This window comes from Pseudomonas tremae, assembly GCF_001401155.1.
Taxonomy (GTDB): Bacteria; Pseudomonadota; Gammaproteobacteria; order Pseudomonadales; family Pseudomonadaceae; genus Aquipseudomonas; species Aquipseudomonas tremae.
In genome coordinates this window covers 18,674-45,096 of sequence record NZ_LJRO01000013.1, presented here as the reverse complement: position 1 = coordinate 45,096, position 26,423 = coordinate 18,674, and the positions used below count along the sequence as shown (strand labels likewise).

Here is a 26,423-nt window from a genome sequence, read left to right as displayed (position 1 = left end):
CGACGCGCGCGCGTCGATCATGTCCTTTGATAAGTCGACGGTAATGGTGTGGGTCGCCATCAGCCTGATTCTGGTCGAGACTTTCTCCGGAGCCTTGCGCTTCTACTTCGATCAGGCCGGCACAGGCCCCCTGCTCTACTTGCCAAAGGCAGCCTGCATTCTGCTGGCTGTGCTTGAACTGCGCACGTTCAAGGCCGGGCCGCTGTTCTGGACGTTTGTGGTCCTGTGGCTGATCTCGGGCCTGCTGGCCATGCTGCATCGCGCCAGCGTTCACAACCTGGCGTTCAGCTTATTCGCCCTAAGCCCTTTGCTGTTTGGCCTTGTCTGCGGGAAACACCTGTTGCACCGTCGCAAGCTGTTTTGCCAGGCCATCGTGTTCTGCCTGCTGGCGTCCTTGCTGGGGATTGCGCTGGACAGGCTTCTCTCGGTGCCATGGAAGGGTTACAGCTACAACGTCGGCGGAACCGAACTGAGCGCCAACACCACATGGAGCGCTGACGAATCGGACCGCCTCGCAGGCTTTGCCAGAGTGTCCAACGTGCTGTCGATCATGATCGCTTTTTACACGTTGTACCTGTTCATGTTCCTGCGCTCGCGCCTGCTCATGGCAATGCTGGGCGCCGTGGCGCTTTACGCCATCGTGATGACCACCAGCAAAGCCCCCGCCGCCGCATTCGCCGCCACCATCGGCCTGTTGATGATCCAGCGGATGAGCTGGACCTGTCGGGTTATCGGTGTGGTGGCGGTGTTTGTCGGTTTGCTGCTGCCAACGCTGGGGCTGGTGTTGAACCTTGATGCGTACGAGGTCAGCAACGGCAGCTCGATGGCCTCGCTGTATGACCGGCAGATCAACACGTGGCCCAATCTGATTGATGCCATGCGCCGTGAAGGCTGGATGATCACGGGAGCAGGCTTCGGCATGGTCGGCAGCACCATGGGGATATTTCCGGTCGAAGGCGCAGGGATCTTTCTCGGCATGGACAGTTCCGCCCTGTACCTGTGGACGATGCTGGGTGTACTCGGGCTACTGCTGTATGCGCTGCAGATTCCGTTGTTTTTCAGGTTGATCGACGATAAGACCCGCGTCGGCCGAATGCTGCTGACGGTCGTTTTTTGCTGGTGCCTGATCAGCTGGACTACCGACATGTTCGAGGTCGCGGTCGCAAACCTGTTTGCTGGCCTGGCCATCGGTTATGCAATCACTGCCAGAACACCGGCACCCGCCCTTGGCAGCCAGTGATGAATCGCCAAGGCGACTGCAGCACAGTCGCGCCAGCCCCTGCCGCTCCTCCGACATCCGGCGTACCCACGGCCTTCCGAAAAGACATCAACGGACTGCGTGCCATAGCGGTGGTTGCCGTAGTGCTGTTCCACTTCCACCCCGCCTGGCTGCCGGGCGGTTTTGCGGGGGTAGATGTTTTTTTCGTTATCTCGGGGTATCTGATCACCGGGATCATCATGCGCGGGCTGAAAAACGGCACATTCAGGCTGGTGACGTTTTACGCTTCCAGGGCCAGACGCATCGTTCCGGCACTGGCGGTGTTGTGTTTCTGCCTCTTGCTGCTGGGCTGGTTTTATCTGCTGCCACTGGACTACAGCGCGCTGGGCAGCCATGTGGCGAGCAGCCTGGGGTTCGTTTCCAATTTCGTCTACTGGCGCGAGGCTGGTTACTTCACCGCCAGCGCCCATGAAAAATGGTTGCTGCACACGTGGTCGCTGTCGGTCGAATGGCAGTTTTACCTGCTCTACCCGATTACGCTGCTGCTCCTCAGCCGCGTCGTTGCGCTGCACAACCTGCGCTGGTGGGTGCTTGGTGGATGCATGACCGGTTTTGGTTTGTGCATCGTGGCCTCGTGGCAAGCGCCAGAAGCTGCGTTTTACCTGCTGCCGGCTCGCGCGTGGGAACTGCTGTCGGGTGGCGTGGCGTGTGTGTTTCCGTTTCAGTTAAGGGCGCTGCAGCAGCGGGCTCTGGAAGCGCTAGGGCTGGCAATGATAGTGGCCGGCTTCTTTCTGCTCTCGGTGCAGGACACCTGGCCGGGGTATCTGGTGGCGCTGCCGGTGCTGGGGACTTTTGCGGTGATCACGGCGGCACGCAATGACTCGTCGCTGACCGGCAATCCGCTGTCGCAGTGGTTGGGCAAACTGTCGTATTCGCTGTATCTCTGGCACTGGCCGGTGGTGGTGTGGATGAGCTACGCCGGCTGGCTGGGCGAAATGCGTACGGTATTGCCGGGCATGCTGCTGGCGCTGACACTGGGCCTGGTCTCGTGGCGACTGATCGAACAGCCTGTCAGCAAGCCTGCGCGCGTCGGCCGCTGGAAATTTGCCTCGCTGACCGCTCTGGTTTTCGTCGCAGGCGCGCTGGTGAGCATGAACCGAGGCGTGATAACGCCGCTGCGTGCAATCAGTGTTTCGGACAAAGCGCTGTTTATCGAAGAATACGTCGATCGCCAGCACCACCTGTATGAACCCTATTGGCTGAAGTGCGACGCCTTTTCCGCCATGACCCAGCGCGGGCAGACCGGGATCGACGAGGCCTGCACGCATCAGCAGGGCGCAGGCGGAGTATTCCTGTGGGGCGACTCCCACGCGCAGGCGCTGTCACTTGGGCTGCGCAAGTTACTGGCGCGCAATACGCCGTTCTATCAGGTGGCATCGGCCAGTTGCCTGCCTGATCTGCTCGACCACGCCGGACGGGCATCGGCCACCAGCCGGGCCTGTGACTACTCCAACAGAACGGCCCTGCAAAGTATTGAGAGGCTGCGTCCGGAGACCGTGGTCATTGCGCAGAAAGACGGCCACGACAAGACTGACTGGCGCCGCATAGCAATTCGACTCAAAGGCTTTGGCGTCAGACATGTTGTGCTGATCGGCCCGCTGCCACAGTGGAACCCATCGCTGCCAAGTGTCATCGTCAACCGCCATTGGGGGCTGACCGAGCCGTATATCAACGACCCGGCACTGGACCGCAGCATCATGGCAACCGATCAGACCGCCCGCCAGCTGGCTGCTTCGGCAGGCATCCGCTTCGTCTCGCTGATCGACAAACTGTGCATTGCCGATGCCTGTCGGGTGCGCCCGGAAGACAGCAATTCGCTTTTGCAGATCGACTCGGGGCACCTGAGTGCTGAAGGCTCGCTGTACGTCGTGCGCAACTACGTGCTGCCGCAGTTGATGAACCCGTAGAGGCTCAGTGAAGCTCTTTGAGACGCTCGGCAAACTTGACCAGATCAGCCAGCGAGTCAGCTTCCATCTTGCGCATAACCGAGCCGCGTCGGACCTTGACGGTGATCTCACTGACATTCAGTCGAGCGGCAATCTGTTTGTTCAACAGGCCGCTGACCACAAGGTCCATCACCTGCTTCTCACCCTGATTGAGGCTGAGATAACGGCGCTGCAATTCGCTTTCGACTGCGTCGTTCTGGCGGCGATTGCGGTCCTGAGCCAACCCTTGCTGGATGGCATCCAGCAAGTCCTGCTCGCGAAAGGGCTTGGTCAGAAACTCCACGGCTCCGGCTTTCATCGCCCTCACCGACATAGGAATGTCGCCGTGCCCGGTGATAAAGATGACGGGCAGGAAGATACCTGACCTGGCCATATGCTCCTGAAAGTCGAGGCCGCTCATGCCAGGCATGCGGATGTCCAGAATCAGGCAGCCCGGCGCATCAGGGCGCGAAGCCTCCATGAACTCCCGGGTCGAGCCGAACAGCAGGCTGCGCAAACCCACCGAGGCCAGCAGGTCTTCCAGTGAAGAGCGCACCGAGAGGTCATCATCGATAACGTAGATGATCGGCTCGGCGGCCTGCGGGTCTGCGGTGGGTGTCATCATCAGGTTTCCATCTTTCCAGTGGGCAGCGTGAAGTGAAACGTAGCACCCATTGTCGGGTTGGGTGTGACCCAGATACGCCCGCCGTGGGCCTCGATGATCGACCGGCTGATCGCCAGGCCGATCCCCATGCCTTCCTCCTTGGTGGTGTAGAACGCATCAAACAGCTGATGAACATGTTCCGGCGGCACGCCGACGCCATTGTCATGCACCGAAAATCCGATATCGCCGCCCTCGCGCCAATCCACCCGAACCTCCAGTTGCGCCTGATCCGGCGCGACCTTTTTCATCGCATCCACACCGTTGAGCATCAGGTTCAGCAGCACCTGCTGGATCTGCACCCGGTCAGCCAGCAACGGCGGCAGGCCTTCCGGAACCTCGACCGTCAGCGCGACGCCCTGCCCGTCTATCTCGCTGTGCGCCAGGGCCACGATTTCAGCCACGGTGTCAGCCACGCTGATCCACTCTTTGTGCGTCGAGGAGCGCTTTGCCAGGGCGCGCACCCGCACGATGATATCGCCGGCACGGTTCGCATCACTCATCATGCGCTCGACCGCCTGACGTGCCTTGTCCAGATTGACCGGCTCGGCGGCCAGCCAGCGCTGGCAGGCATTGCCGCTGATGACGATGGCGGACAGCGGTTGATTGACCTCATGGGCGATGGACGCCGTAAGCTCGCCCAACTGATTGACTCGGGCAATCCGGGCCAGTTGTGAGCGCGCTTCATGAACTGTGCTGATCGCCCGGGCCATGCGCAATGCCAGCCAGGTCGTGATGGCGATGGCGGACAGACTGATAACGCAATTGATCAGCCCGGATGCCTCGCTGCCCCTGGAGGTGGTCATCTCGTAACTGACCACCGTCAGCACCATGCACACCACCGCGACAGCAATAACGCCCCTGACCGGCAACAGTCTGACAGCCAGCAGCACCACCGCGATCTGGAATACCCCCACGGCGATCTCCAGATCGGTCAACGTGTCGGCAATCGCAATGACCAGCGCCAACGCCAGCAAAGCGACCCACCTGACTGCCATCGCAGCCGTGCTGCAGGATTGCGGCTCGTCCATCTGCACCATCTCGCTCTTCAAAAGGCCCGCAGAGTATGTCGTACAAACCTCACGACGGGTTATCCAGACTGAACTGATCGGCCAGTTCGTCGTAGGCAAAAAGCTCGGCGTAACGGCCCCATTGAGTCACCGCGTTCAGGGTCTGCATGGCATCGCTTTCAGACATGAAGTCTTCCAGCTGATCGCGAAAACGCCGCGCGGGTGCCGTGTGCGTGGGGCGATCATCCAGCACCCGTCGAATATGCGCCACCAGTGGCACGAAACTCAGCAAATGCTGAGCGAACAGTTGCTTGCGTTCATCCACGTCGGCCAGTGCGTAGCGATTCGCCGCAGGCAACAGACGGATGTCACCGCCTTTCAGCTCGGCAAAGCGCAACAGTTGCAGCACCTCGGCAATCGGAAACAATTCGTCGGCGTTGTAATGCAGCGCGCTGGCCAGCTCCGGCAGGTCAGCCTTGAGGCTGTAAGGCGGCGCATGGATCGCTTCAATCAGACCCGCCAGCGCATTAGTCGAGACCTGTGGCAAGACCATACCCAGACCAGTGCCGGGGAATACACCCTGACGGATTTCGCTTGCGTCGTTGTCCTGCGTCATCAGTACATAGATTTCTTCGACCAGCGCCCGGAAGATCGGGTCCTGGCGATTGCGCGGCTGCGGCAGGTCGACCTTGATCTCGCTGATGACTCGCCCCGGATTGGAGGAGAACAGCAGGATGCGGTCACACATCAGCACAGCCTCGGCAATGTTGTGCGTCACCATCAGGATCGACTTGATGGGCATGCGCCCTTCGCTCCACATGTCCAGCAGATCGGTGCGCAGGGTCTCGGCGGTTAGCACGTCGAGCGCGGAAAAAGGCTCGTCCATCAGCAGCACGTCAGGGTCGATCACCAGCGCCCGTGCCATGCCCACTCGCTGGCGCATGCCCCCGGAAAGCTCCTTGGGGTAGGCGCTCTCGAATCCGTCCAGGCCGATCAGGTCGATAGCTGCCAGCGCGCGCTTGCGCCGGACAGCCGCGGGCACACGCTGCGCTTCAAGCCCGACTTCGACGTTTTCCAGTACGGTCAGCCAAGGAAACAGAGCGAAACTCTGGAACACCATGCCCACTGACATCGCCCGCCCTTGCGCCCGGCGAGGGAAGTTGACTTCGCCCTCGGTCGGCACCACCAGCCCGGCAATGGAGCGCAGCAGCGTGGACTTGCCAGAGCCCGACCGGCCCAGCAGACCGACGATTTCGTTCTCGTTAAGTTGCAGTGTCACGTCTTCCAGCACCAGGCGCTCTTTGCTGCCTGTGCCGTACACGTGTCGGACTTTCTGAACATCAACCAGGCAACGCGTTTCGACAGCCATCATGATGGCGCCCTCCCTTAAACAAGATGACCCAAGGTCACACAAGACTCAGACGTCGCTCGGCAAACCCGTACAGCGGGCGCCACAACAACCGGTTGAAAGCAATCACGAAGACCGACATCACGACGATGCCCAGTGCGACGCGCGGAAAATCCCCCGCCTGTGTCGCGTTGGCGATGTACGAACCCAGCCCTGCCGCCTGCAGATGCTGATCGCCCCATGACACCGCTTCGGCGACGATGCTGGCGTTCCACGAACCGCCCGAAGCGGTCAACGCCCCAGTGACGTAGTAGGGGAACACGCCCGGCAGGGCCACACGGCGCCACCACTGCCAGCCGCGCATGTTGAACATGCTGGCCGCCTCACGCAGATCGGTCGGCAAGGCACTGGCCCCGGCGATCACGTTGAACAGGATGTACCACTGGGTACCGAGGACCATCAGCGGCGAGAGCCAGATGTCCGGATTCAGGTGCAAGCCGGCAATCGCGATCACTGCAAACGGGAACAGGACGTTGGCCGGAAACGCCGCCATGAATTGCGCAACTGGCTGCAACCGCTCGGCCCACACTGGACGCAGACCAATCCACACCCCGATCGGCACCCAGATCAGGCTGGCGATGATGATCAACACAATCACCCGCAACATGGTCGCCAGGCCCAGACCAAACGCCGTGGCCATGTCGCTCAGGCCCAACGAGGCCTCGATGAACCGGAACAGGTACGTACCACCGGCCAGGCAACCGGCCATGACCAGCCCCAGCCACAGATAATCGATCAACCGCGACACGGCGGGCGTGGGCCTGACCTTCCAGACGTTCGACAGCACGCGCCAGTCGATCAGCATCAGGCCCTTCCACGGGGCGGCCAGCAGCGCGCCGAGCATTGGCGCCAGACGAGAGCGACGCAGCAGGCTGTACATCCAGGAGCGCGGACGCTTCGACGACGCCGTCTGCTCAAAGCGGAATTTGTCCGCCCAGGCGACAATCGGACGGAACAGCAATTGGTCGTAGGCGAGGATCACCAGCGCCATTGCGCCCACTGCCCATGCAATGGCCATGAGGTTTTTCTGCTCGATGGCCAACGCCAGCCACGAACCGATGCCCGGCAGATTGACGGTGGTATCGCCCACCGAAATCGCCTCGCAGGCCACCACGAAAAACCAGCCTCCGGACATCGACATCATCATGTTCCAGACCAGCCCGGGAATGGCGAACGGCAGCTCCAGCCGGGTAAAACGAAGCACGGGCGACAGACCGAACTGGCGGCTGACTTCGCTCAAGTCACTCGGTACGGTGCGCAACGACTGATAGAAACTGAATGCAATATTCCACGCCTGGCTGGTAAAAATGGCGAAGATGGCGGCACACTCGACGCCCAGTTGCCGACCGGGAAACAGGCCCATGAAAAACGTGACGGTAAACGTCAGAAACCCCAGCACCGGAACCGACTGAAGAATATCCAGCGCCGGAATAATCACCTGTTCAGCCTTGCGACTCTTTGCCGCCAGCGTGGCCACCACAAAGGTAAAAACCAACGAAGCCGCCAGCGCGATAAACATGCGCAAAGTGGTACGCCAGGCATACTCGGGCAACCGCGCGGGGTCGAGGCTTACCGGGCTTGAAGTCAGTACGTCAATTGGCTGCAGCATCTGGCCTGCGCCATACAGCAACAGCCCGACAAACACCGCCAGCAGGACCAGACAGACACCATCGGCCCAATACGTATTACGCGCACCGTGTTTGATAAAACGGGGCGCTCGCAGGCTTTTACCGAATTCAAATATTGAATGCATAGCTCACCTCGAATCGGCTGCACAGGCACGGCCCGGCCAGCTTTATAAGCAGACGGGCTCTCAGCGATTACAAATAAAGGGCAATAGTGGTTGCCGGATAATGAGGACAAGCTTATAGAGTTTCGAACAACTGTTAAAACCTGCAAAAGTAGGTCATGTTGATCCGTCTGTATGCGCTATATATACGAACGTATAGTTATCTAATAAGTGTGTTCATGCCTGTGCTGATAATCAGACCTTGAGTCAGCGGCGTGGCGCAGAGGTGTGGCGCGGAGCGTCACGAAATGCGTTACCACGCTGGAGCGCGGGAACGATAGGCGACTGGAAGAACACTATCGTCCCCTACTTGGAACACCATCGTGCCCATGCTCCGCGTGGGTATGCATTTCTGGACGCTCCGCGTCCGACCTCGGGTCAGAGGTGCGGCGCGGAGCGTCACGAAATGCGTTCTGCAGCTTCGCGTTGGCTGGATCAAACGCGGAAGTGGCTGACCATCATCTGCAACTGGCCGCCCAGGCGGGCCAGTTCAACGCTGGACGCGGCTGTTTCTTCGCTGGCTTCTGCTGTCTGTTCGGATACGTCGCGTACGTTGACGATGCTGCGGCTGATTTCGTCTGCAACCGAGCTTTGCTGCTCGGCCGCTGCCGCGATCTGCTGGTTCATCGCCTGAATGCTCGACACGGTCCTGGTGATGCTTTCCAGTGAAGTACCAGCCTTGCGGGTCAGCTCGACACTGCTGTCGGTCAACGTGCGGCTGCCCAGCATGATGCCCGACACCTGGCGGGTGCCGTTCTGCAGGGCAGCGACCAGGCCTTCGATCTCCTCGGTAGACTGCTGGGTACGCTGAGCAAGACCGCGAACTTCATCGGCAACTACAGCAAAACCACGACCCGCCTCGCCGGCACGCGCAGCCTCGATAGCCGCATTGAGCGCGAGCAGGTTGGTCTGCTCGGCAACCGCCTTGATCACGTCCATGACCTTGCCGATCTTGTCGCTTTCCTGCTCCAGGACATTCATGGCATCGGATGAACGAGCCACTTCAGCAGCCAGTCGTTCGATCTGCTTAATGGCTTCGCCGACCACCCTGTCACCCTCGCGAGCCTGCTTGTCGGCATCAGAGGCGGCTACGGAAGCCTGCTCGGCATTGCGTGCCACTTCATGGACGGTCGCGGACATCTCTTGCATTGCTGTGGCGACCTGATCGGTTTCCACCTTCTGGCTATTGACCCCGGCGCTGGTCTGCTCGGTGACCGCCGACAGTTCCTCGGCCGCGCTGGCAATCTGCGTGACGCCATCGCGAATACCGGAAATCAGCTCGCGCAGGGTGGTGCCCATGCGCTGAATGCCCTGTTGCAACACGCCCAGCTCATCGCGTCGGGTGATGGCGTCGGTGTGTGTCAGGTCGCCGGAAGCAATGCGCTCGACAATTGCCAGCGTATCGCGCAACGGACGGGTGATCTGACGCGTGATCACGACAGCAGCGAGAATGCCCAGCAGCATAACCAGCAATACGCAGCCCAGCTGCAGGTTCCGCGCTCGTGCGGCATCCTCCTTGGCAAGCTGCATCTGAATGCCATACAGCTGCTCGCCAAGCTGGACGATGGCCGCGCCTTGAGCGGTCAGGTCTTTACGGACCGCGCCGGCTGTCTGGGTCGTCACCTTGAACGCTTCGACCGAGCCGCGATAACTGCGCAGGGCCGTTTCCAGCCGTACTATCTGCTCGCGATTGGTCGCGTCAAAAGTGGATTTGAGTGCGTCCAGGTGGCCGATCGCAGTATCCAGTTGCTGGAAGACCGCTTTCTCAGACTTCTCATCCGGTTTCACGGTATAGCTGCGAACTTCGTTACCCACCAGAAGCAGGTCCTGCCGGGCCGTATTAACCAACAGGATCTGATCGAAACGCGTCGGCTCCGAAGGGTCCGTCTGTATCACGGCGGTGTTCAGCGATTCAATCGTCTGCGCTGCAGCTGCCGCATTGACTGCCATCTCGGTCCGAACCTTGGAACCGGCCTGATAAGCCGCACGCATGCGGGTGAGCGAGGCTTCGTAATCGCGTGTGACATCAGCCAGCTCGCCCAGAGGTTTGAGGTTGAGCGGGTTGCTGAATCTTTTCAGAAGCGATTGTTGTTGCGTCTTGAAAACGTCCAGTTTGCTCTGCATGTTCTGGGCGGCGGTTTCATCGCCATCGGTGAGCATGTATTGCAGACGCGCGACCCGCAACGAGGTCAGGTTATCCCCAAGTTGAGTGATGTCACCGATTCTGTCGGTGCGGTAGATGAGTTTGTCGAGGCTGGTCCAGCCGACGAAAGCGAGGACGGCAGTAAAAAAAAGAACGGTCCCAAAGCCCAGAGCCAACTTCATGTTGACGCTGATATTGGCAAATCTGCTGTTCATAACATCTCCTGAATATGCTTTTTTATGCGCACTGAAGGAGCTGAAGATTTGTTTTTATGGACAGCAAACCCGCGCGCCAGAGCTATCGGCCGCAGACAAGCAAAACTTGATCAAAAAAAAGAATCAACGTTCGGCCGTTGATTCAGGTGAAGACAGGGGGGCTGTGAGCCCCCCGGTCATATCAGGCATTCAGCTTGAAGCGCGCAACCACATTGCGCATGTCGTGCGCCACACGTGCCAGCTCTTCGGCAGTCACGGCGTTGTTATCGATACCCATCATCAACGTCCCGGAGCTGTTACGGATCTCCATAACGTTACGGTTTATGTCCTCGGAAACAGCATGCTGCTGCACGGCGGCGCTGGCGATCTGCGTGTTCATCTCGACGATCCGCTCGACGCCCTGACTGATACTCGACAGGCTGCCGGAGGCTTCGCTGGCAGCGCTGATGCACGCTTGAGCCTTGTGTTGGCCGGCCTGCATTTGCTGAACAGCAGCGTCGGTTGCAGCCTGCAATTGCTGAATGATGGTGCGGATTTCTTCGGTGGATGCCTGAGTGCGCGATGCCAGCGTGCGAACCTCATCGGCGACGACCGCAAAGCCGCGCCCCTGCTCACCGGCACGCGCTGCTTCGATGGCAGCGTTGAGCGCCAACAGGTTGGTCTGGTCGGCAATGGTGCTGATGACCTGGATGACGCCGCCAATCGACTGGCTGTGCAGGGCCAGCGCTTGAACCTTCTGAGCACTGACTTCAACCTCTTCGGCCAGCGCCTGGATGGTCGAGTGGGCCTGATGCATGATGCGCAGGCCGTTCCGCGAGGCTGTGTTCGCCTCATCCGCAGCCAGCGCTGCACCTTCGGTGTTCTGCGCCACATCGGCAACGCTTGCGGTCATCTCGTTGATGGCTGTGGCCACCTGCTCGGTTTCGGCCTGCTGGGCGTTCATCGACTGCTTGGCCAGGCCGATTGAAGTACCCAATCGTGCGGCCACATCGGACAGTTCATACGACGTACGATCCATATGCGAGATGGAGCTGGCAAACGCCTCTGCCATCAGGTTGAGACCATTACCGATATCAGCGACTTCGTCCTTGCTGACCACCTGAACGCGAGCGCTCAGATCACCGTCGGCCAAGCGGCGGGTGACACCCAGCAGGCTGTCGATGGCCAGACGCAGAGCGCGGTAGATGCTGAGGAACGCGTAGAACAACAGCAGCCCCATCACTACGCACATGCCGATCACGACTTCGCGCTGCAACAGCAATGCGTCGTAACGCGAGTCCAATTCATTTTTCAGCGCAATCTGAATATCGTCCTGAGCTTTATAGAGGCCCGACACTGCGACGTTACCGCGCGCACTCAATGCCAGGCCCTGCTCTGCCGAGAAATTTGTGCCCTTTACATAAGCCTGCAAATCGCTGCGAAAACTGTCCATCGTGGTAGTGGCAACCGCGATGGACTCACCGACATGGCTGGCAAGTTCTGGAGCGCGACGCTTCAGCAGCCGGATACTTTGCTCCAGCTCACCACGAAATTGCAGTTCGTTCTTCAACAGGCCCTCAAGCGAACCACGCATTGTCGGGCTCAGGCCCTGGCCGGTACTCAGCCCTGCAGTAAGCCCGCGGATCTGCCCGGCGACGTTGATTTCTCGGGGCATACGGATGGTGCTCAGATCGATCAAGAACAACGATGCGTAATCTTCGTCCAACACCAGGCCCGACGTGGCCGAAACGTAGTAGATAAAGTTCAGCGTCTGGGCCAGTTGATCATTCCACTGCGCGAACAGCTCGTCCGGGGCTGCGCCCGGCTTGACGCTATCCATCAGAGATCGAGCGCCGTCACGAAGACGCTGCACGCGACTCTCTGTTTCCAGCGCTGCGCCTTGGCGAGCATCCACATCAGCGAGGCTGTTGAAGGCGGCGTCGAGTTGTGTCCGGTTGGTGCTCAGGTCCTGCGCGGCAGAGGCATCACCAGAGAGCAGACGGTTAGTGTGCGCTCGCTGCAGCATTGAAAGTCGCAGGATGGGTGTCACGACCTGCAGATATTCACGGCCGGTGCGTTCTTGCGAAATAGAGTCGATGCTGGTGTTCAGGCTGTCGAAAACGCGCAGCCCGAGGACGATTAACGGTATGGCGATGATGATGGCCAGAACGGCGAATTTGGCAGGGAAGCGCAAGCGATTGGTGAGGTAGATGCCCGGCGACAGAATGTTCATGTTGTTCTCTTTTAGATAGGGAGGCCTGATACGGCTAAAAGAACTCCTTTCTTCGTATCTCGACAGATGCCAAAAGCCATGTTTAACCACGCTGAGTAGGGACGCCCACCCAGATGAAGGCAATGTGATATCACTTCAGAGCTAAGCCTCCATAGGAAGTTCAATGATGACCGTCATCTGATACCGGGCTATCGGCGAAGCAGCGTCAAACGTGAACAGGATAAAAACGGAAGGGGGACAAAAGGAGGTCAAGCACCTGCGTATCATTCGTAGATACTGATCAAAAAGAGTGTTTTCAGATCAAAAATGCATAAATAAAACGTTTCAAGTCGATCAATGACTGACGTGGCTGCACTCCGTCATGCGGCATCGTGCCGCACGACGGTGTGCATCATGCTGTAGTGAACCTGAGGCGCTTCACGCCTGGGCCCACTCCACATTTGAAAGCCCGAGCTTTTCAGCCTGGGGTTTGCTCAGCTTTGGTACTGGATCAGAACGGTATTTGGGAATCGCACCGAATCCCGCATCCACTGATGCCCAATGCCAGGCTTCTCTGTTGTCCATGACACCTGCTCTTACATAGAACGTTTTGTAACTGCCATGCAGCAGGTAATCAATACGGTAGTGTTTTTCAGCCATTGTGCAGCTCCTGCTTTGTCGACTCGAAAAACAGATCGCGGCGTTTTCGAAAAATTCAAAATATTAACACCATCATGTAAGTGATAGCATGTAGCCACCTTAAAGAGCTTGGGCAAGACCCGGACGAAGACTTTAATCAACTAATAGTCTTTTCTTATAAGCACTGTTTTTGAAATATTTCACCCGTCGAGCCCCCTTCGCTGAGCGCCCCGCTGCGCCCGGTGTTCAGTGACTTACGCGTCGATCCTGTAGGACAACCAAGATAACTAAATTCTATTGAACTCGTTATTTGACACCGTTCATCCCATGAATTGAAAGTTATGAGCAACGTTTACAGGCCTCTCTTTTCATAACCAATAACTGCGTTGAATCGGCCCATTCACATGGGTTAACGCTTCCCAAGAAACAAAGCCTGAGGAAACGACATGTTCATTCATAACAAACGACTTCAATATACCGTTCGTGTAGCACGCCCTAACCCTGGACTCGCCAATCTGCTACTGGAGCAGTTCGGCGGCGCACAAGGTGAATTGGCAGCTGCGGGACGCTACTTCACACAAGGGCTGAGCGAAGATGATCCAGGCCGTAAAGACCTGTTGATGAGCATCGCTACCGAGGAACTCAGCCACCTCGAAATCGTAGGCTCGATTATCGTCATGCTGAACAAAGGTGCCAAAGGCCAACTGGCTGAAGGCATCGAAGAAGAAGGTGAGCTGTACCGCGCTATCAACGGCAATGGCAATGACTCACACATCACCAGCCTGTTGTACGGTGCCGGTGCGCCTTTGACCAACTCGGCCGGTGTGCCGTGGACCGCTGCTTACATCGACACCATTGGTGAACCGACTGCCGACTTCCGCTCCAACGTCGCCGCCGAAGCACGCGCCAAGATCGTTTACGAGCGGTTGATGAACGTTACCGATGACCCAGGCGTAAAAGAAGCACTGGGCTTCCTGATGACCCGTGAGATCGCTCACCAGTTGTCATTCGAAAAAGCCCTGCACGCCATTCAGCCTAACTTCCCGCAAGGCAAACTGCCGGGCATGCCGGAATTCACCAACAAGTACTTCAACATGTCCGGTGAACCGAATGTACGTGGCCCCTGGAATCAGGGCGGCGAGTGGGAGTTCGTCGAGTCGCCTCAGCCAGCGGTCGACGGTGGTGATGGTTCTGCCTCTGTAACCCTGGATGCCAAAGACGCAGAGGTTCTGGAAATGATGAAGGAACGGACCATGTCCGACCCGACATCCAACCCCATTACTGGTGCTGACCTTGGGTCGGGCTTTGTTCAGGGCAAAGATCTTTGAGGACTGCTTCTTAAAGAAGCTGACTTATAGAAGAGAGCTCTGATACCGCGATCAAGAGAAAGGATCATGAAGCAAACACGCTCCAGCAAGCACTTTTCGCCTGATGGCGAACTCGGGAATGCACTGACAGATGCGGTATTCGTGAATGGGCTTCGTGCCTTTGAGGCACAGGCGCTTCTGGCACGCAGGGGGTTTCAGGTGGTCATGGCTGCCAAAGTCTTCGGCGTCGGAACGTTGCTGGACAACAACCTGCCCAGACGCTGATCAACCCGTCTTCAGCTGCACTTTTCAACCTGTTGCAACCCCGCATGCGAGGCTGACTTTTAGCCTCGCTTGTGGATAACTTCATGTGCAAAAAAGGATCATCTGCATGGCTCGTACTACGATAAAAGACCTGTTTATTCACGAACTTTCTGACGTGTACAGCGCTGAGAAGCAAATCACCAAGGCTCTCCCGCGGCTGGCTCGTGCATCCACTAATCCGCTGTTGGCCGAAGCATTCAAGGCTCACCTGGAAGAGACCAATGGGCAGATCGAGCGAATCGATCAGTTGGTGGAAGCCGAAGGCCTGAAACTCAAGCGCATGAAATGCGTGGCAATGGAAGGCTTGATCGAAGAGAGCAAGGAGCTGCTGGACGAGATCGAAAAAGGCGAAGTTCTGGACGCAGGATTGATCGGCGCTTGCCAGAAGGTCGAGCATTACGAGATCGCCAGTTACGGCACGCTCATCGCAATGGCCAAGCACTTGGGGATGAAAGAGGCAGTGAAACTGCTCAGTGCCACATTGGCCGAAGAGAAAGGCGCTGACGAGAAGCTGACGGCTATCGCCGAACAGGGCGGCAATCAGGCAGCCACTTCAAGTAAATAGTTTCAAGCACATAAGTAGTGAACGTATATGTAACCGCCTGACCTGAGCAAAACAGTTCAGGCCAGGCGGTCTATCTGAATTTACATCCAGTCACATTATTGCTTGGCAGCGCTGCCGCCGTGCGCAGCAGCCAGCTTTTTGGCGTGCTCCAGATGCTTTTCCAGGGTAGGAAGAGTTTCTTTGGCGAAGGCTTTCAACTCTGCGTCCTTGCCATTCTCGGCTTCTTCTTTGTACAGCTTGATGGCTTCTTCATGCGCAACAACCTGGTTGTTCGCATAGGCTTGATCAAACGACTTTCCGCGCATTTCCAGAATCATCGCTTTGGCCTTGTCCATCAACATAGGGTCAGTGGACACTTCGATCGACTTTTTCTTGGCAATCGCGTCCAGTTTCTCATTGGCAGCCGTGTGATCTTTGACCATCTGCTGAGCAAACTCTTTTACGTCCGCAGCTACGCCTTTTTCATCCTGAGCCAATTTGCCTACCTGAACTTCCGCGATGCCTTTGGCAGACGCGTCTTCTACAAAGTCATCAGGGTCCTGGGCAGCAACGGCCATCTGGGAACCCAGCGTAAGTACAGCGGCAATGGCGCTCATACGAAAATAGTTGGTCATTTTCGGTCATCCTTTTTGGCAAGCTTTTGTGGAGTAAACATGCTGTCGTTATCGACGGCATACAGATTCGGACCTGCCTCAAAAACCTGCGTTCCGAGTTTTTTCATTCCTTCTTGCCATGCTTGCCGAGCGCTACTCAGGCCCTGTCCATACAACCTGAATTCCGATTTCCATCCCGATATTTGCCTTCTTGGCATAACGCCGTATGCCTGGAGGGCCACCTATCGGTCCTCTGCAAAATGCGCTGAATTTCTGGCTGTCTGTACACTCCCTTCTCTACGCTTTATAGAAAACAGAAAGTCCTGCGTGACCGCGTCTATGTGATTTTCAACTGCCGAGGTACGATTTTCATGACGTCTCTTCAAGTGATGAACGGCACAGCCGTCGTCAAAACCGTCGTTGAAGAAGCCCGTTCAAAAACCATCTACCACTCATGGATGAATGATCGAGCTCCAGAACATCAACATGATGCGGTCACCTTTCTGAACCACTGCCTTGCCCGCGCAGAGCGTGAAAACAGTGATCTTCCGACGCAACCGGAAGCGCTGGAGCAGTGGATGGAGCACAACGTTGGCGTCGTTGCAGATCAATATGCGCGCTATCTGGAAGAGCGCCGTAATGGTGAGCCACGGCGTTTTTTCAAGAACAAGTCGCAAGCGATGTATTTCATTCAGCACGTTGCGCCGGTCAAGCTAGTGGATGGGTCCTGGTTGTACGGGCTGTTGCCACACTGGGCGGACTACCGGTTTCACGGCCTGATTCGCACGTACCTGGAAGAGCTGGGGGATGGTGAGCAGGCGCAGAACCACGTGTCGCTGTATCGCAAACTGCTGGCCGATCTCGATTGCGACACTAGCGCCCCGCTGCCGGATGAAGCGTACCTGCAAGCGGCCATCCAGCTTTCGCTGGGCCAGTTGAGTGATCAGTACCTTCCTGAAGTCATTGGCTACAATTTGGGCTATGAACAACTGCCGCTGCATTTGTTGATTACCTCGTTCGAGCTGAACGAGCTGGGGATCGATCCTTATTACTTTACTCTGCACGTCACCATCGATAACGCCAGTACCGGGCATGCCCGCAAAGCGGCGCAGAGCGTCCTCGAGTTGATGCCGGTAGGTCAGGAGCGCGACGAGTTTTATCGACGTGTCGCCAATGGTTATCGCTTGAACGAGCTGGGCATGGGCTCCCGCGAGGTCATTCAGTCGTTCGATCTCGAGCAGGAAGTTGTGGCCATGCTCGAGCGCAAGCGCACGTTCGGTCAGCATATGCATTCCGACTACTGCCGTCTGGATGGAAAAACAGTCAATGAGTGGCTGGCCGAGCCGGATCAGATTCCGGAGTTTCTTGCTGTGCTGGAGAACCGGGGCTGGATCAAGCGTCACGAAGACCCTATTCACAGCCGTTTCTGGAAGTTGTTCGAAGGCGCTGGTGCGCCGATGTTCGGCGTGTTCAACGGCTACGAAAAACAGCTGGTGCATGACTGGATTGCTGGCGATTGGCTGCCGGACGGCAGCGCCCAGCCATCGACCGGCAAGCGGTTGCCCGAGGCATTTCGTTCGCGCTTTCGCAACGTTCAAACCGGCGCTCAACCAGCGCCGGCGCTGGCAAGCACTACTCAGGAAACCGATCCGGATGTACGCGAATTGCACATGAAGCTGGAGTCAGCGTCGGCCACTGAAAAGATGTCTACCCTGATCGAAAGCATGTCGCCAGCGCGTCATGCAACGGCCGCCGGACTGCACGCCACGCGCCTGTTTGTCAGCAGCATGACGGAACGAATGACTGGAGCACACGCATGAGCCACCCGCTGCCTGACCGTAATGCATTGATCGCTCTGGCAGAACGCCTGAAGACCAACGGCTACCACTTCATCACGCCCACTCCGTTGACCCACGAGCGTGTGAATCAGCGCCCGGAAAATCGCACTGCTGCATCATTGCGAGATGTGTTCGGCTGGAGCCGTCAGATCCCGGAGTCAATGCTGCCTGCCGAGGAAGCGCAAGGCCTGCTGGAGGCCGGTGTGCTTGAACGCAGCGACGACGGTTTGAAGAGCCGGGTGAGGTTTTCAAGCCTGGATGACCTGCTGCTGATGCATTCGGCTTTCCCGACGTCGGATGAGGACTCGGTATTCTTCGGCCCTGATACCTACCGTTTTGCTCAATCCATCAATCGTCACCTGCAAGACACATCGCAGGTGATCAGCCGCGCTGTAGACATCGGCTGTGGCACCGGTGCCGGAGGTTTGCTGATCGCCGTTGCACGCCCCGACGCGCAGGTATTTGCCGTCGACATTAATCCCAAAGCGCTGCACTTTGCCCAGACCAATGCCGCGTTGGCCGGGCTGGAAAACGTTGAGTGCTGCCAGAGCGATATCCTTTCGGGCGTCACCGGTACGTTCGACCTGATAGTCGCCAACCCGCCTTACATGAAAGACGCCAAACGCCGGGCCTATCGCCACGGCGGTGATGCACTGGGGGCAGACCTGTCGGTGCGCATCGTGCGCGAGTCACTGGATCGGCTGACACCTGGCGGCTCGCTGGTGCTGTACACCGGCGTAGCAATGGTGGGCGAACATGATCCGTTTCTGGAGTCGGTGCGAGGCGATATCAGTCACTCGGCGTTGGCGTGGACCTATCGAGAACTTGATCCGGATGTGTTCGGCGAAGAACTGCTGGAAGACGGATACGAGGACGTAGACCGTATTGCGGCGGTCGAACTGATAGTGACTCGCCGCGCGTGAAAAAGGGCAGGAAGCTGGCTGCCGTTATCTGTCGATAGATCGCTTGGATCGCGCATCCAGAAAATCGGAATTGGCCAGCCTGTCTGCGTCTCTGCAAGACTTGCCATAAGCCCTTGATCGACGCCCCTTGTTGATCAGGCTGATTTATCGCAAGTACGAAAAGGATGACGACGCATGCCACGACTCAACAGGATCATCGAGACCGCGCTCTACGTAGACGACCTTGTCGCAGCCAGAAGCTTTTACTCCGACACCCTTGAACTGGAGATCATGTTTGAAAGCCCGACACTGGTGGCGTTCAACGTCGGAGGTTCGAGCACGCTTTTGCTGTTCAAACGCGGGGCATCACTAGAGACGCAACACCTCAGCGGCGGCGAAATTCCCCCTCATGATGCGCAGGGACGCATCCATGTGTGCTTCGCCATCGATGCCGACCAGATGCAACCCTGGACTGACAGACTTGCTCGGGCCGAAGTAGCCATCGAAGGCCGCACCGAGTGGCCCAGAGGCGGCTCGAGCATTTATTTCCGCGACCCCGATGAGAATCTGCTTGAGCTGCTGACGCCAGGCTGCTGGGCGATCTACTGAGCGCAGTGCCGACAGAGCAAGGCATGTGACTGAACAGAGAATTCTGACGCCTGCTGGGCTGATCGAGAAGCGTGTATGCCGACTCTCAAATGTTATGTTATAACACTTGCCGGTTATCAAACGCAGCCTTCCGAAGCGATCCTCAACTCCATGATCAGCCCCCTTTTCCGCTCCCGTCGTCTAGTCACAACGTTCTGTCTGCTGACCAGCAGTGTGGGTTATGCAAATGCTTCAGAACAGGTCGAGCTTGCTCCGTCCTCGATAAAAGCCACAGCCCGGTCGCAAGACGTAGAACATCTCGACTCCGTCAGCAGCGCTGGCTCTCGCCTGCCGCTGACGGCGTTGCAGACTCCGGCGAGCACCAGTTCGCTCGATGGGGACGAAGTGCGCAGTCGCGGTGACGCCAACGTGCAGCAAGCCGTGGCACGCAGCCCCGGCATCACGGCTGTCGGTGCACCCGGCGACGGAGGCACTGCTCTGTCTGCGCGTGGTTTCACAGGCCAGGGGTCGGTGATGCAGCTGTATGACGGCAGCCGCATGTACAGCTCGATGGGTACCGTCACCATGCCCGTTGACACCTGGGCAATCGACCGCATTGATGTGTTACGCGGCCCGGCCTCTGTGCTGTATGGCGAAGGTGCGACGGGCGCGGTGATCAATGTGATCCCCAAGAAACCCTTCGAAGGCGATATCGAGAACCACCTGCGCCTTGGCTACGGCTCTTACGATAACCGGCAGACAGCGCTCGACAGTGGCGGCTCGTTAACCGATCAACTGAGCTATCGCCTGAACCTGAATCAGCTGCACAGCAATGGCTGGATCGATAACGGCGACTCGCAAAGCACGTTCGTCAGTGGCGCTCTGCACTGGCAGGCCAGCGAAGACCTGTCGTTCACCCTCGCCCATGACGGTGGCAATCAGCGGCCCATGAACTACTTCGGCGTGCCGATGATCAACGGCCGCTACCACGAAGGCCTGCGCGACAAGAACTACAACATCGAGAACGACAAGCAGCACTACGACGATCAATGGACCCGGTTGACCACCGACTGGCAGATCTCCGATCAGGTGGCCTCATCCAACGAGCTTTACTACCTGACCTCGCACCGACGCTGGCAGAACGCCGAAAATTACAACTGGTACGCCGCCACTCAGCAACTGTCGCGCAGCGGCTATTTCAGCATCAAGCACAATCAGGAACAGGCCGGCGATCGCCAGACGTTTATCTTCAAACACAGCCTCGCCGGGCTGGACAGCCAGAGTGTGCTGGGCATGGATGTCAACCGCATCCGCTTCAAGCTGACCAACAATTCGCCCTACGACGATGTAAACCCGGCGGGCGACCCGGTCGATATCGAGAACCCCGCAGCGGGTCGTTTTCAGAGTGCGTCACCCTATTCGGAGCTTTTCAAAAGCACGACCCGACAACTGTCCGTGTTCGGCGAAAACCGTACGCAACTGAGCGACCAACTCTCGGTTATAACCGGCGTGCGGCGTGACTACGTGGATATCGAACGCAACAACCTGCGTGATGACAGCCGCACTGAAAAAGACCTGATCGGCAACAACTGGAAGGTTGGCCTGGTTTACGCGCTGACGCCGGACAGCTCCGCCTACGCTCAATATTCGACCAGCACCGATGGCGTGGGCAGCCTTGTCTCGCTCAACCCCACGCAGCAACAATTCGACCTGGCCACCGCCAGGCAATCGGAGCTGGGCTTCAAGCAAATGCTCTGGGATCAGCGTCTGGAGTGGACGCTGGCGGCCTACCATATCGTCAAGAAGAAGCTGCTCACCACCGATGCCGGTAATCCTGACCTCACCCAGCAGGTAGGCCAGCAGTCTTCCGACGGGCTTGAGGCGAGCCTGAAACTGCAACTGCCGCAGGACTGGGCGCTGACCGCCAACGCAGCCTTCGTTCGCGCCCGCTATGACCAATTTGACCAGAGCGTATCGGGCGTAGCTGTATCGCGCGACGGCAACACGCCCGTCGATGTGCCAAAGCGCACGGCCAACCTGTGGCTCGACAAGCAGCTCGGCAGTTCTGTGCAGATCGGCGGCGGGCTGCGCTATGTCGACAGCCGGTACGCCGATATCGCCAACACCAGCAAACTGCCCGCCTACACCGTCGCCGATGCAAGCCTGTCCTGGAAGGCACTGCGCAATACCACACTCGGCTTGCAGGCGCGCAACCTGTTTGATCGCCAATACGCAGCAAGCCAGTACAACGGCGGCCAGCAATGGATTCTCGGTGAGCCTCGCTCGCTGTACGTGACTGCGGACCTGAGTTTCTGATGCTTGCGATAGAGCGCCTCGCGTGGGCACCGGAACAGGCGTCAGTCTGTGCGCACGAGCACTTCGCCCTGAAGGATATCGACCTGCAGATCGACACTGGCGAGTTCGTCGGCCTGATCGGTCCCAATGGCAGCGGCAAGACCAGCCTGCTGCGTTGCGCGTTCCGCTTCAGTCGTCCGCACAGCGGCAAGGTCGCCATCAGCGCTCACGATATCTGGTCGCGCAGCCCACGCTGGTGCGCCCGGCACGTTGCAGTGGTTGCCCAGGAATTTCCCGACGCATTCGGCCTGACGCTGCTGGACGTGACGAGCATGGGTCGCGCGCCGCATCAGGGTTTCTTCGCCCCTGACAGTGCGCACGACCGCGCCATTGTGCAAAAAGCCCTGACTGCCGTGGGCCTGGCAGGCTATGAACAGCACCGCTTCGACACGCTGTCCGGTGGTGAGAAGCAGCGCTGCCTGCTGGCACGGGCACTGGTGCAAGAACCCAGGCTGATGGTGCTGGACGAGCCGACCAACCACCTGGACCCGCGTCATCAGCTGGAACTGCTGGGGATGGTCAAACAGCTTGGCGTCGCGACGCTGGCCAGCATTCACGACCTGAACCTGGCGGCAGCATTCTGTGATCGTCTGTGTGTCATTCATCACGGCCGGCTCATCGCCCAAGGCACACCTCGGGAAGTGCTGACCCCGGAAATGCTGCTCAACGTCTTCGGCGCCAAGGCGCTGGTCGACAATCATCCTTTGCGCGACTACCCGCGCATTACCTGGATCCCCTGAGATGAATGCCCTGTTCGCCCGGCTGACTTTGCTCACATTGCTGTGCAGCCCGATGGCGCAAGCCGACCCCACTGCCTACCCCGTCACCGTGCAAAGCTGCGACCGCTCGGTAACGTTCACGGCTGCGCCGCAGCGTGCGGTCAGCAACGATGTGAACCTCACCAAAATGATGGTCGCGCTGGGTTTGCAATCAAACATGGTGGGCTACAGCGGCATCACCGGCTGGAACAAACCTGATCAGGCTCTGTTGCGCGATCTTGGCAAACTGCCCGAGTTGGCCAGCAAATACCCGTCTCTGGAAACGCTGCTCAACGCCAACGCCGACTTCTATTTTGCTGGCTGGAACTATGGCATGCGGGTGGGCGGCGACGTCACGCCGCAGAGCCTGGCACCCTTGGGCATCAAAGCCTACGAGCTGACCGAGTCCTGCGCGCAGATAATGCCGCGCGCCGAGGCGACACTGGAGGATGTCTATAACGACCTGCTTAATCTGGGCCGGATATTTGACGTGCAAAACCGTGCAGAAACGCTGGTTGCACAAATGCGCCGCAGCGTGAGTGACGTCGAGGCAAGCGTTGCAGGCAAATCGCAGCCCAGGGTTTTTCTGTATGACAGCGGCGAAGACCGGCCCATGACCGCCGGCCGCCTGGCTATCCCCCAGGCACTGATCAGCGCCGCTGGCGGGCACAATGTGATGGGCGACGTGGACGCCAGCTGGACCCACGTCAACTGGGAGTCGGTGGTGCAAAGCAATCCCGAGGTGATCGTGATCGTCGACTATGGCGAAGTCAGCGCTGCGCAGAAACAGCACTTCCTCGAAAGCAACCCGGCCCTGCAGTCCATCGACGCGATCCGCAACCGACGCTATGTGGTACTGCCTTACGTAGCAGTGACGCCCGGGCTCGACAACGTCACGGCCATCGAAACACTTGCAGCAGCATTTCACGACGTGAAGCGATGACCCTGGCGCAGTGGCTGACCGAGCGCCCAAGCCGTTACACCGGTTTACTGATCGCCCTGACACTATTGCTGCTGACGTCCTGCGTGGTGTGCATCACCTTCGGCGCAGCGCCTGTGCCGTTGAACCGGGTGATGGGTATCCTGATGTTCAAACTGTTCGGCATTAACGAAAACCCCCAGCTCTGGACAGCGGGACAGGAAACCATCGTCTGGCTGATACGCACGCCACGTGTGTTACTGGGCGTGCTGGCAGGTGCGGGGCTGGCGCTGATCGGCAGCGTCCTGCAAGCAGCAACCCGCAACCCTCTCGCCGACCCGCATTTGCTGGGAGCAACCTCCGGCGCGACGCTCGGCGCGGTGATCGTGGTCATGCACGTAGGGGAAGTGTTCGGCATGCTGACGTTGCCACTGGCCGCATTTGTCGGCTCGCTGGTCAGCCTGTGCCTGGTGCTGTGGCTGTCCAGCCACAAGGGTCGCCTGGACAGCCAGCGTCTGCTGCTCGGCGGAGTAGCCGTGTCCTTCGTGATGATGGCGATCGCCAACCTGTCGTTGTTTCTGGGCGACCACCGCGCCAGCTCCTCAGTGCTGTTCTGGATGCTCGGCGGGCTGGGGCTGGCGCGCTGGGAACTGCTGACCGTGCCACTGATCACGGTCCTGTCCGGCTGGGTGCTGTTGCAAGGGCTGGGTCGCTCCCTGAACGCCTTGATGGGCGGCGATCAAACCGCCACAAGCCTCGGCCTGCAAGTGCGCAACGTGCGCCTGCTGGTCTTCCTGATCGCTTCACTGATGACCGGCGTACTGGTCGCCCTGTGCGGCTCCATAGGCTTTGTCGGCCTGATGGTGCCGCACATCGCCAGACGTCTGGTGGGTTCGGAGCACCGAAGACTGTTGCCCGTCGCCACCCTGCTGGGCGGGTTACTGATGATCTGGGTGGATGTCGTCTCCCGCACGCTGATCGCGCCTGAGGACTTGCCTATAGGTATCGCGACAGCGCTGTTGGGCGGGATGTTTTTCATTTTCATGATGAAGCGGGATTGAGGCTGCTCCGGACACACTTGATAAACAGCCGGATGCTTAGTTGCCCACTCGCTTGAACCAGTAATTGTCCATTTTTGTTTCCCAGTTCCCTTTGCTGTCTTTCGGTATGACGCCGGCCCACAGCACGTTCAGTTTTCGATTGTATGTCCCTATGGAATGCCCACCGTAGGCACCCTCAAACGAGATGACCATTGGCCCCTGCCCTTTGACGCCCTCAACCCCTTCGTGACAGTAGGCTTTGTTAACGCGCGTCTTATCAAGGTTGTACTTTAACTCCAACGTCACACAGTCAGTCCCGCACGCCTCTGCTGATGGGGATATGTCCATCACGACATGCTGACCGTCTGCGGCTGTCTCCCACCGCCCGGCCAGATCGCTGCATGACTTGACGTCAGCGGCTTGGGAGACGGAGGAAAACAGCGCGGCGACCAAAAGACCCAACGTCGCAGAACCTTTCATGAAAACTCCTTATTCAACAACTCTTTTGTAGGGACAACAAACTTACCCTGACTTGGAATAACCTGGCGACGGCATTTGTTCGTCGATGTAGATGCCTTGTACAGGGCACTGCCTGGAAAATCTCTCGCGTACTGCTAACCGGCAGCCATGTATTTTTGATGAGTGGTCAGCGGGATCAGTCTGGTTCCAGAACTGGCGATTGGGGTTTGTATCAATCAGAACAGAGAGGGCGGGGGGATTATTTAATGCAGGTGAGGGCTGATTTTTTGATAAGCCTGCGGCAGTTTTGGATCTCGCAGGTCTGATCCCGCGGAATAAAGTCTGTCGGGGACATGTAAGCTATTGGTTAAAAAATGATTTTCAATAAAACCAGCAAATGTACCCAGCGCAAGCACAATAGAGCTATGACGGCCGAGAAATGCCTCACTCTGTTACCGCCAGCGCAGAATCGAGCGGCCACACTGCCCAAGCTGAAACTGCAAACTCCGACCTGGGTGTCGTGTGGTTCGGTGAGGACCTGCCGACAGCGGTCTGAGCTGACAACGAAAGATTGCGATGTTCCGCTATCAATCGGCAGTTAAGACCATTCGCTCGTCAAAACCTTGTAGTACGTCCCGAGCACAGTGGCCTGGAAAAAGCGTCACCGGCTACTCGACCGCAGGGTTCGGAGGCGCCAGCGACAGACTTTGTTTATTTCCGACAGACTTTATTTCTTAGCTTCACACACTGTGATGAAACAATAAAGATTGTCACAGTGCCCCTCGTATTCCGGGGGCCGTAGGTCATTACAAAGCTAGCTCCATAAAAATAAAGTTTGTCACAAAACTCAAAAACCTCCAAAAAACCGGTTCCATTGCAAACAATAAAGATTGTCACGAGGCCTTTGGGTTACGAAATTCGTAAAGAGATGCGCTGGAACCGTTGGCAACGCACATCACACGGCTCGCCGATTCATTACGGCATGTCGAGGTAGGCGGGGCGTGCTTATGTCCCCCACCCAACGAAAGGCACGATTCCCTCTAGTTTCTCAGCAGCTCGAGTTGCATCTTGAATCCAGATGGCATTACCTGCTGCGGCGCTCAATCTGGATTTTAGCGGAGATGGCCAGGTTGAGCCTTCCTCCGACAGCTACCGACTACTATCTGCTTGCCACGACACCCTGGCCAGCCTGGCAAGCGGTCGTGAGTTTTTTCGAATTGGATTTGGAAAAGCTCAAAAGCGCGGATGTTGATCTGGAAGAACTACTCAAATCCACAGACGTGACACAACAGTGGCTCGGCCCTCCAAGATACGACATACCCATGGGCGGTCACGTCTATCTGGGAAAAGCACAGGCCCAACTTGAAGAGCTTCCGTGACTAGCTCAGTTCAGGGAGCGGCCTGATTCAGCGTATCAGATCAGTTGTTGCTGCCATGAATCAAAGCCGCTCATCACCCCCGAACGGAGTGAACTGTCATAAATTACAGTTTCGAACTAACTAAAATTCGACTATA

The 26,423-nt window shown here is 57.9% G+C and carries 22 protein-coding genes and 2 pseudogenes; 13 read left to right on the top strand and 11 right to left on the bottom strand.

Features of this window, described 5'->3' with window-relative positions:
- Together ALO43_RS00270 and ALO43_RS00265 are read left to right on the top strand one after the other, a co-directional pair.
- Positions 1 to 1,240: hypothetical protein (locus ALO43_RS00270; RefSeq protein WP_234778483.1), on the top strand; the 1,240-nt coding region annotated here is incomplete at its 5' end.
- On the top strand, positions 1,240 to 3,186 hold the full coding sequence (locus ALO43_RS00265; protein ID WP_083492085.1) for an acyltransferase family protein: 1,947 nt from the start codon (positions 1,240 to 1,242) through the stop codon (positions 3,184 to 3,186). The genes ALO43_RS00270 and ALO43_RS00265, both read left to right, overlap by 1 nt.
- 4 nt (positions 3,187 to 3,190) lie before the next feature.
- On the opposite strand, the gene ALO43_RS00260 is transcribed toward ALO43_RS00265, so the two are convergent.
- The 9 genes and pseudogenes from ALO43_RS00260 to ALO43_RS00230 all read right to left on the bottom strand — a co-directional run bounded on the left by ALO43_RS00260 (position 3,191) and on the right by ALO43_RS00230 (position 13,281).
- On the bottom strand, positions 3,191 to 3,829 hold the full coding sequence (locus ALO43_RS00260; protein ID WP_053479794.1) for a response regulator transcription factor: 639 nt from the start codon (positions 3,827 to 3,829) through the stop codon (positions 3,191 to 3,193).
- Positions 3,829 to 4,896: a sensor histidine kinase gene (locus ALO43_RS00255; RefSeq protein WP_024669552.1), complete on the bottom strand. Its 1,068-nt coding sequence runs from the start codon at positions 4,894 to 4,896 to the stop codon at positions 3,829 to 3,831. The genes ALO43_RS00260 and ALO43_RS00255 overlap by 1 nt, the downstream gene beginning before the upstream one ends.
- Positions 4,897 to 4,945: 49 nt before the next feature.
- The gene (locus tag ALO43_RS00250; RefSeq protein ID WP_024669553.1) at positions 4,946 to 6,250 is read right to left on the bottom strand and encodes an ABC transporter ATP-binding protein; all 1,305 of its coding nucleotides are present in this window, start codon (positions 6,248 to 6,250) and stop codon (positions 4,946 to 4,948) included.
- 31 nt (positions 6,251 to 6,281) lie between these two features.
- On the bottom strand, positions 6,282 to 8,036 hold the full coding sequence (locus ALO43_RS00245; protein WP_005894963.1) for an ABC transporter permease: 1,755 nt from the start codon (positions 8,034 to 8,036) through the stop codon (positions 6,282 to 6,284).
- Positions 8,037 to 8,507: 471 nt separating this feature from the next.
- Positions 8,508 to 9,212, bottom strand: coding sequence for a methyl-accepting chemotaxis protein (locus ALO43_RS31950; protein ID WP_412778904.1), 705 nt, complete (start codon positions 9,210 to 9,212; stop codon positions 8,508 to 8,510).
- Between the two features lie 198 nt (positions 9,213 to 9,410).
- A pseudogene (locus tag ALO43_RS31945) lies at positions 9,411 to 10,397 on the bottom strand (methyl-accepting chemotaxis protein); the annotation flags it as partial.
- A 214-nt stretch (positions 10,398 to 10,611) separates the two neighbouring features.
- Positions 10,612 to 11,373, bottom strand: coding sequence for a methyl-accepting chemotaxis protein (locus tag ALO43_RS31940; RefSeq protein ID WP_371903807.1), 762 nt, complete (start codon positions 11,371 to 11,373; stop codon positions 10,612 to 10,614).
- Positions 11,374 to 11,481: 108 nt separating this feature from the next.
- Positions 11,482 to 11,649, bottom strand: a pseudogene (locus tag ALO43_RS31935) (HAMP domain-containing protein); the annotation flags it as partial.
- Between the two features lie 1,410 nt (positions 11,650 to 13,059).
- Entirely contained in the window at positions 13,060 to 13,281 is a 222-nt protein-coding gene (locus tag ALO43_RS00230) for a DUF6555 family protein (RefSeq protein ID WP_005894955.1), read from the bottom strand.
- Positions 13,282 to 13,706: 425 nt separating this feature from the next.
- Between ALO43_RS00230 and ALO43_RS00225 the strand changes: the two genes are divergently transcribed.
- From ALO43_RS00225 to ALO43_RS00215, 3 genes are all read left to right on the top strand, one after another.
- A complete protein-coding gene (locus tag ALO43_RS00225; RefSeq protein ID WP_005894953.1) occupies positions 13,707 to 14,588 on the top strand; it encodes a manganese catalase family protein in 882 nt (293 codons plus the stop codon).
- A gap of 66 nt (positions 14,589 to 14,654) precedes the next feature.
- Complete coding sequence (locus tag ALO43_RS00220; RefSeq protein WP_005894950.1) at positions 14,655 to 14,852, top strand: hypothetical protein; 198 nt, start codon at positions 14,655 to 14,657, stop codon at positions 14,850 to 14,852.
- Between the two features lie 106 nt (positions 14,853 to 14,958).
- Positions 14,959 to 15,456, top strand: a complete 498-nt coding sequence (locus ALO43_RS00215; RefSeq protein WP_005894948.1) for a YciE/YciF ferroxidase family protein — start codon at positions 14,959 to 14,961, stop codon at positions 15,454 to 15,456.
- A 95-nt stretch (positions 15,457 to 15,551) separates the two neighbouring features.
- Here ALO43_RS00215 and ALO43_RS00210 read toward each other — a convergent pair whose 3' ends face one another.
- Positions 15,552 to 16,070, bottom strand: a complete 519-nt coding sequence (locus ALO43_RS00210) for a DUF4142 domain-containing protein (RefSeq protein WP_024671581.1) — start codon at positions 16,068 to 16,070, stop codon at positions 15,552 to 15,554.
- A 350-nt stretch (positions 16,071 to 16,420) separates the two neighbouring features.
- Here ALO43_RS00210 and ALO43_RS00205 point away from each other — a divergent pair, with 350 nt between their 5' ends.
- From ALO43_RS00205 to ALO43_RS00175, 7 genes are all read left to right on the top strand, one after another.
- Positions 16,421 to 17,869, top strand: coding sequence for an iron-containing redox enzyme family protein (locus ALO43_RS00205; RefSeq protein ID WP_054996947.1), 1,449 nt, complete (start codon positions 16,421 to 16,423; stop codon positions 17,867 to 17,869).
- Positions 17,866 to 18,810, top strand: coding sequence for a methyltransferase (locus ALO43_RS00200; protein ID WP_005894941.1), 945 nt, complete (start codon positions 17,866 to 17,868; stop codon positions 18,808 to 18,810). The genes ALO43_RS00205 and ALO43_RS00200 overlap by 4 nt, the downstream gene beginning before the upstream one ends.
- Before the next feature lie 174 nt (positions 18,811 to 18,984).
- The gene (locus ALO43_RS00195) at positions 18,985 to 19,398 is read left to right on the top strand and encodes a VOC family protein (RefSeq protein ID WP_005894940.1); all 414 of its coding nucleotides are present in this window, start codon (positions 18,985 to 18,987) and stop codon (positions 19,396 to 19,398) included.
- Positions 19,399 to 19,548: 150 nt separating this feature from the next.
- On the top strand, positions 19,549 to 21,693 hold the full coding sequence (locus ALO43_RS00190; RefSeq protein ID WP_235662561.1) for a TonB-dependent receptor: 2,145 nt from the start codon (positions 19,549 to 19,551) through the stop codon (positions 21,691 to 21,693).
- Entirely contained in the window at positions 21,693 to 22,472 is a 780-nt protein-coding gene (locus ALO43_RS00185; RefSeq protein ID WP_005894937.1) for an ABC transporter ATP-binding protein, read from the top strand. Before ALO43_RS00190 ends, ALO43_RS00185 begins: the two co-directional genes overlap by 1 nt.
- A gap of 1 nt (position 22,473) precedes the next feature.
- Positions 22,474 to 23,433, top strand: coding sequence for an ABC transporter substrate-binding protein (locus tag ALO43_RS00180; RefSeq protein ID WP_054996946.1), 960 nt, complete (start codon positions 22,474 to 22,476; stop codon positions 23,431 to 23,433).
- Entirely contained in the window at positions 23,430 to 24,470 is a 1,041-nt protein-coding gene (locus ALO43_RS00175) for a FecCD family ABC transporter permease (protein WP_024671586.1), read from the top strand. Before ALO43_RS00180 ends, ALO43_RS00175 begins: the two co-directional genes overlap by 4 nt.
- Before the next feature lie 36 nt (positions 24,471 to 24,506).
- Here ALO43_RS00175 and ALO43_RS00170 read toward each other — a convergent pair whose 3' ends face one another.
- Positions 24,507 to 24,929: a hypothetical protein gene (locus tag ALO43_RS00170; RefSeq protein WP_054996945.1), complete on the bottom strand. Its 423-nt coding sequence runs from the start codon at positions 24,927 to 24,929 to the stop codon at positions 24,507 to 24,509.
- A 986-nt stretch (positions 24,930 to 25,915) separates the two neighbouring features.
- On the opposite strand from ALO43_RS00170, the gene ALO43_RS00165 reads away from it, so the two are divergent.
- Entirely contained in the window at positions 25,916 to 26,287 is a 372-nt protein-coding gene (locus ALO43_RS00165; protein WP_147461987.1) for a hypothetical protein, read from the top strand.
- Positions 26,288 to 26,423: the final 136 nt, after the last annotated feature.

Excerpts from the sequence above, each read along its gene's own strand:
- ALO43_RS00265 (WP_083492085.1), top strand. The coding sequence starts at position 1,240 with ATGAATCGCCAAGGCGACTGCAGCACAGTCGCGCCAGCCCCTGCCGCT.
- ALO43_RS00260 (WP_053479794.1), bottom strand. The coding sequence starts at position 3,829 with ATGATGACACCCACCGCAGACCCGCAGGCCGCCGAGCCGATCATCTAC.
- ALO43_RS00255 (WP_024669552.1), bottom strand. The coding sequence starts at position 4,896 with ATGGACGAGCCGCAATCCTGCAGCACGGCTGCGATGGCAGTCAGGTGG.
- ALO43_RS00245 (WP_005894963.1), bottom strand. The coding sequence starts at position 8,036 with ATGCATTCAATATTTGAATTCGGTAAAAGCCTGCGAGCGCCCCGTTTT.
- ALO43_RS31950 (WP_412778904.1), bottom strand. The coding sequence starts at position 9,212 with ATGTCCGCGACCGTCCATGAAGTGGCACGCAATGCCGAGCAGGCTTCC.
- ALO43_RS31940 (WP_371903807.1), bottom strand. The coding sequence starts at position 11,373 with ATGAACGCCCAGCAGGCCGAAACCGAGCAGGTGGCCACAGCCATCAAC.
- ALO43_RS00230 (WP_005894955.1), bottom strand. The coding sequence starts at position 13,281 with ATGGCTGAAAAACACTACCGTATTGATTACCTGCTGCATGGCAGTTAC.
- ALO43_RS00225 (WP_005894953.1), top strand. The coding sequence starts at position 13,707 with ATGTTCATTCATAACAAACGACTTCAATATACCGTTCGTGTAGCACGC.
- ALO43_RS00220 (WP_005894950.1), top strand. The coding sequence starts at position 14,655 with ATGAAGCAAACACGCTCCAGCAAGCACTTTTCGCCTGATGGCGAACTC.
- ALO43_RS00215 (WP_005894948.1), top strand. The coding sequence starts at position 14,959 with ATGGCTCGTACTACGATAAAAGACCTGTTTATTCACGAACTTTCTGAC.
- ALO43_RS00210 (WP_024671581.1), bottom strand. The coding sequence starts at position 16,070 with ATGACCAACTATTTTCGTATGAGCGCCATTGCCGCTGTACTTACGCTG.
- ALO43_RS00205 (WP_054996947.1), top strand. The coding sequence starts at position 16,421 with ATGACGTCTCTTCAAGTGATGAACGGCACAGCCGTCGTCAAAACCGTC.
- ALO43_RS00200 (WP_005894941.1), top strand. The coding sequence starts at position 17,866 with ATGAGCCACCCGCTGCCTGACCGTAATGCATTGATCGCTCTGGCAGAA.
- ALO43_RS00195 (WP_005894940.1), top strand. The coding sequence starts at position 18,985 with ATGCCACGACTCAACAGGATCATCGAGACCGCGCTCTACGTAGACGAC.
- ALO43_RS00190 (WP_235662561.1), top strand. The coding sequence starts at position 19,549 with ATGATCAGCCCCCTTTTCCGCTCCCGTCGTCTAGTCACAACGTTCTGT.
- ALO43_RS00185 (WP_005894937.1), top strand. The coding sequence starts at position 21,693 with ATGCTTGCGATAGAGCGCCTCGCGTGGGCACCGGAACAGGCGTCAGTC.
- ALO43_RS00180 (WP_054996946.1), top strand. The coding sequence starts at position 22,474 with ATGAATGCCCTGTTCGCCCGGCTGACTTTGCTCACATTGCTGTGCAGC.
- ALO43_RS00175 (WP_024671586.1), top strand. The coding sequence starts at position 23,430 with ATGACCCTGGCGCAGTGGCTGACCGAGCGCCCAAGCCGTTACACCGGT.
- ALO43_RS00170 (WP_054996945.1), bottom strand. The coding sequence starts at position 24,929 with ATGAAAGGTTCTGCGACGTTGGGTCTTTTGGTCGCCGCGCTGTTTTCC.
- ALO43_RS00165 (WP_147461987.1), top strand. The coding sequence starts at position 25,916 with ATGTCCCCCACCCAACGAAAGGCACGATTCCCTCTAGTTTCTCAGCAG.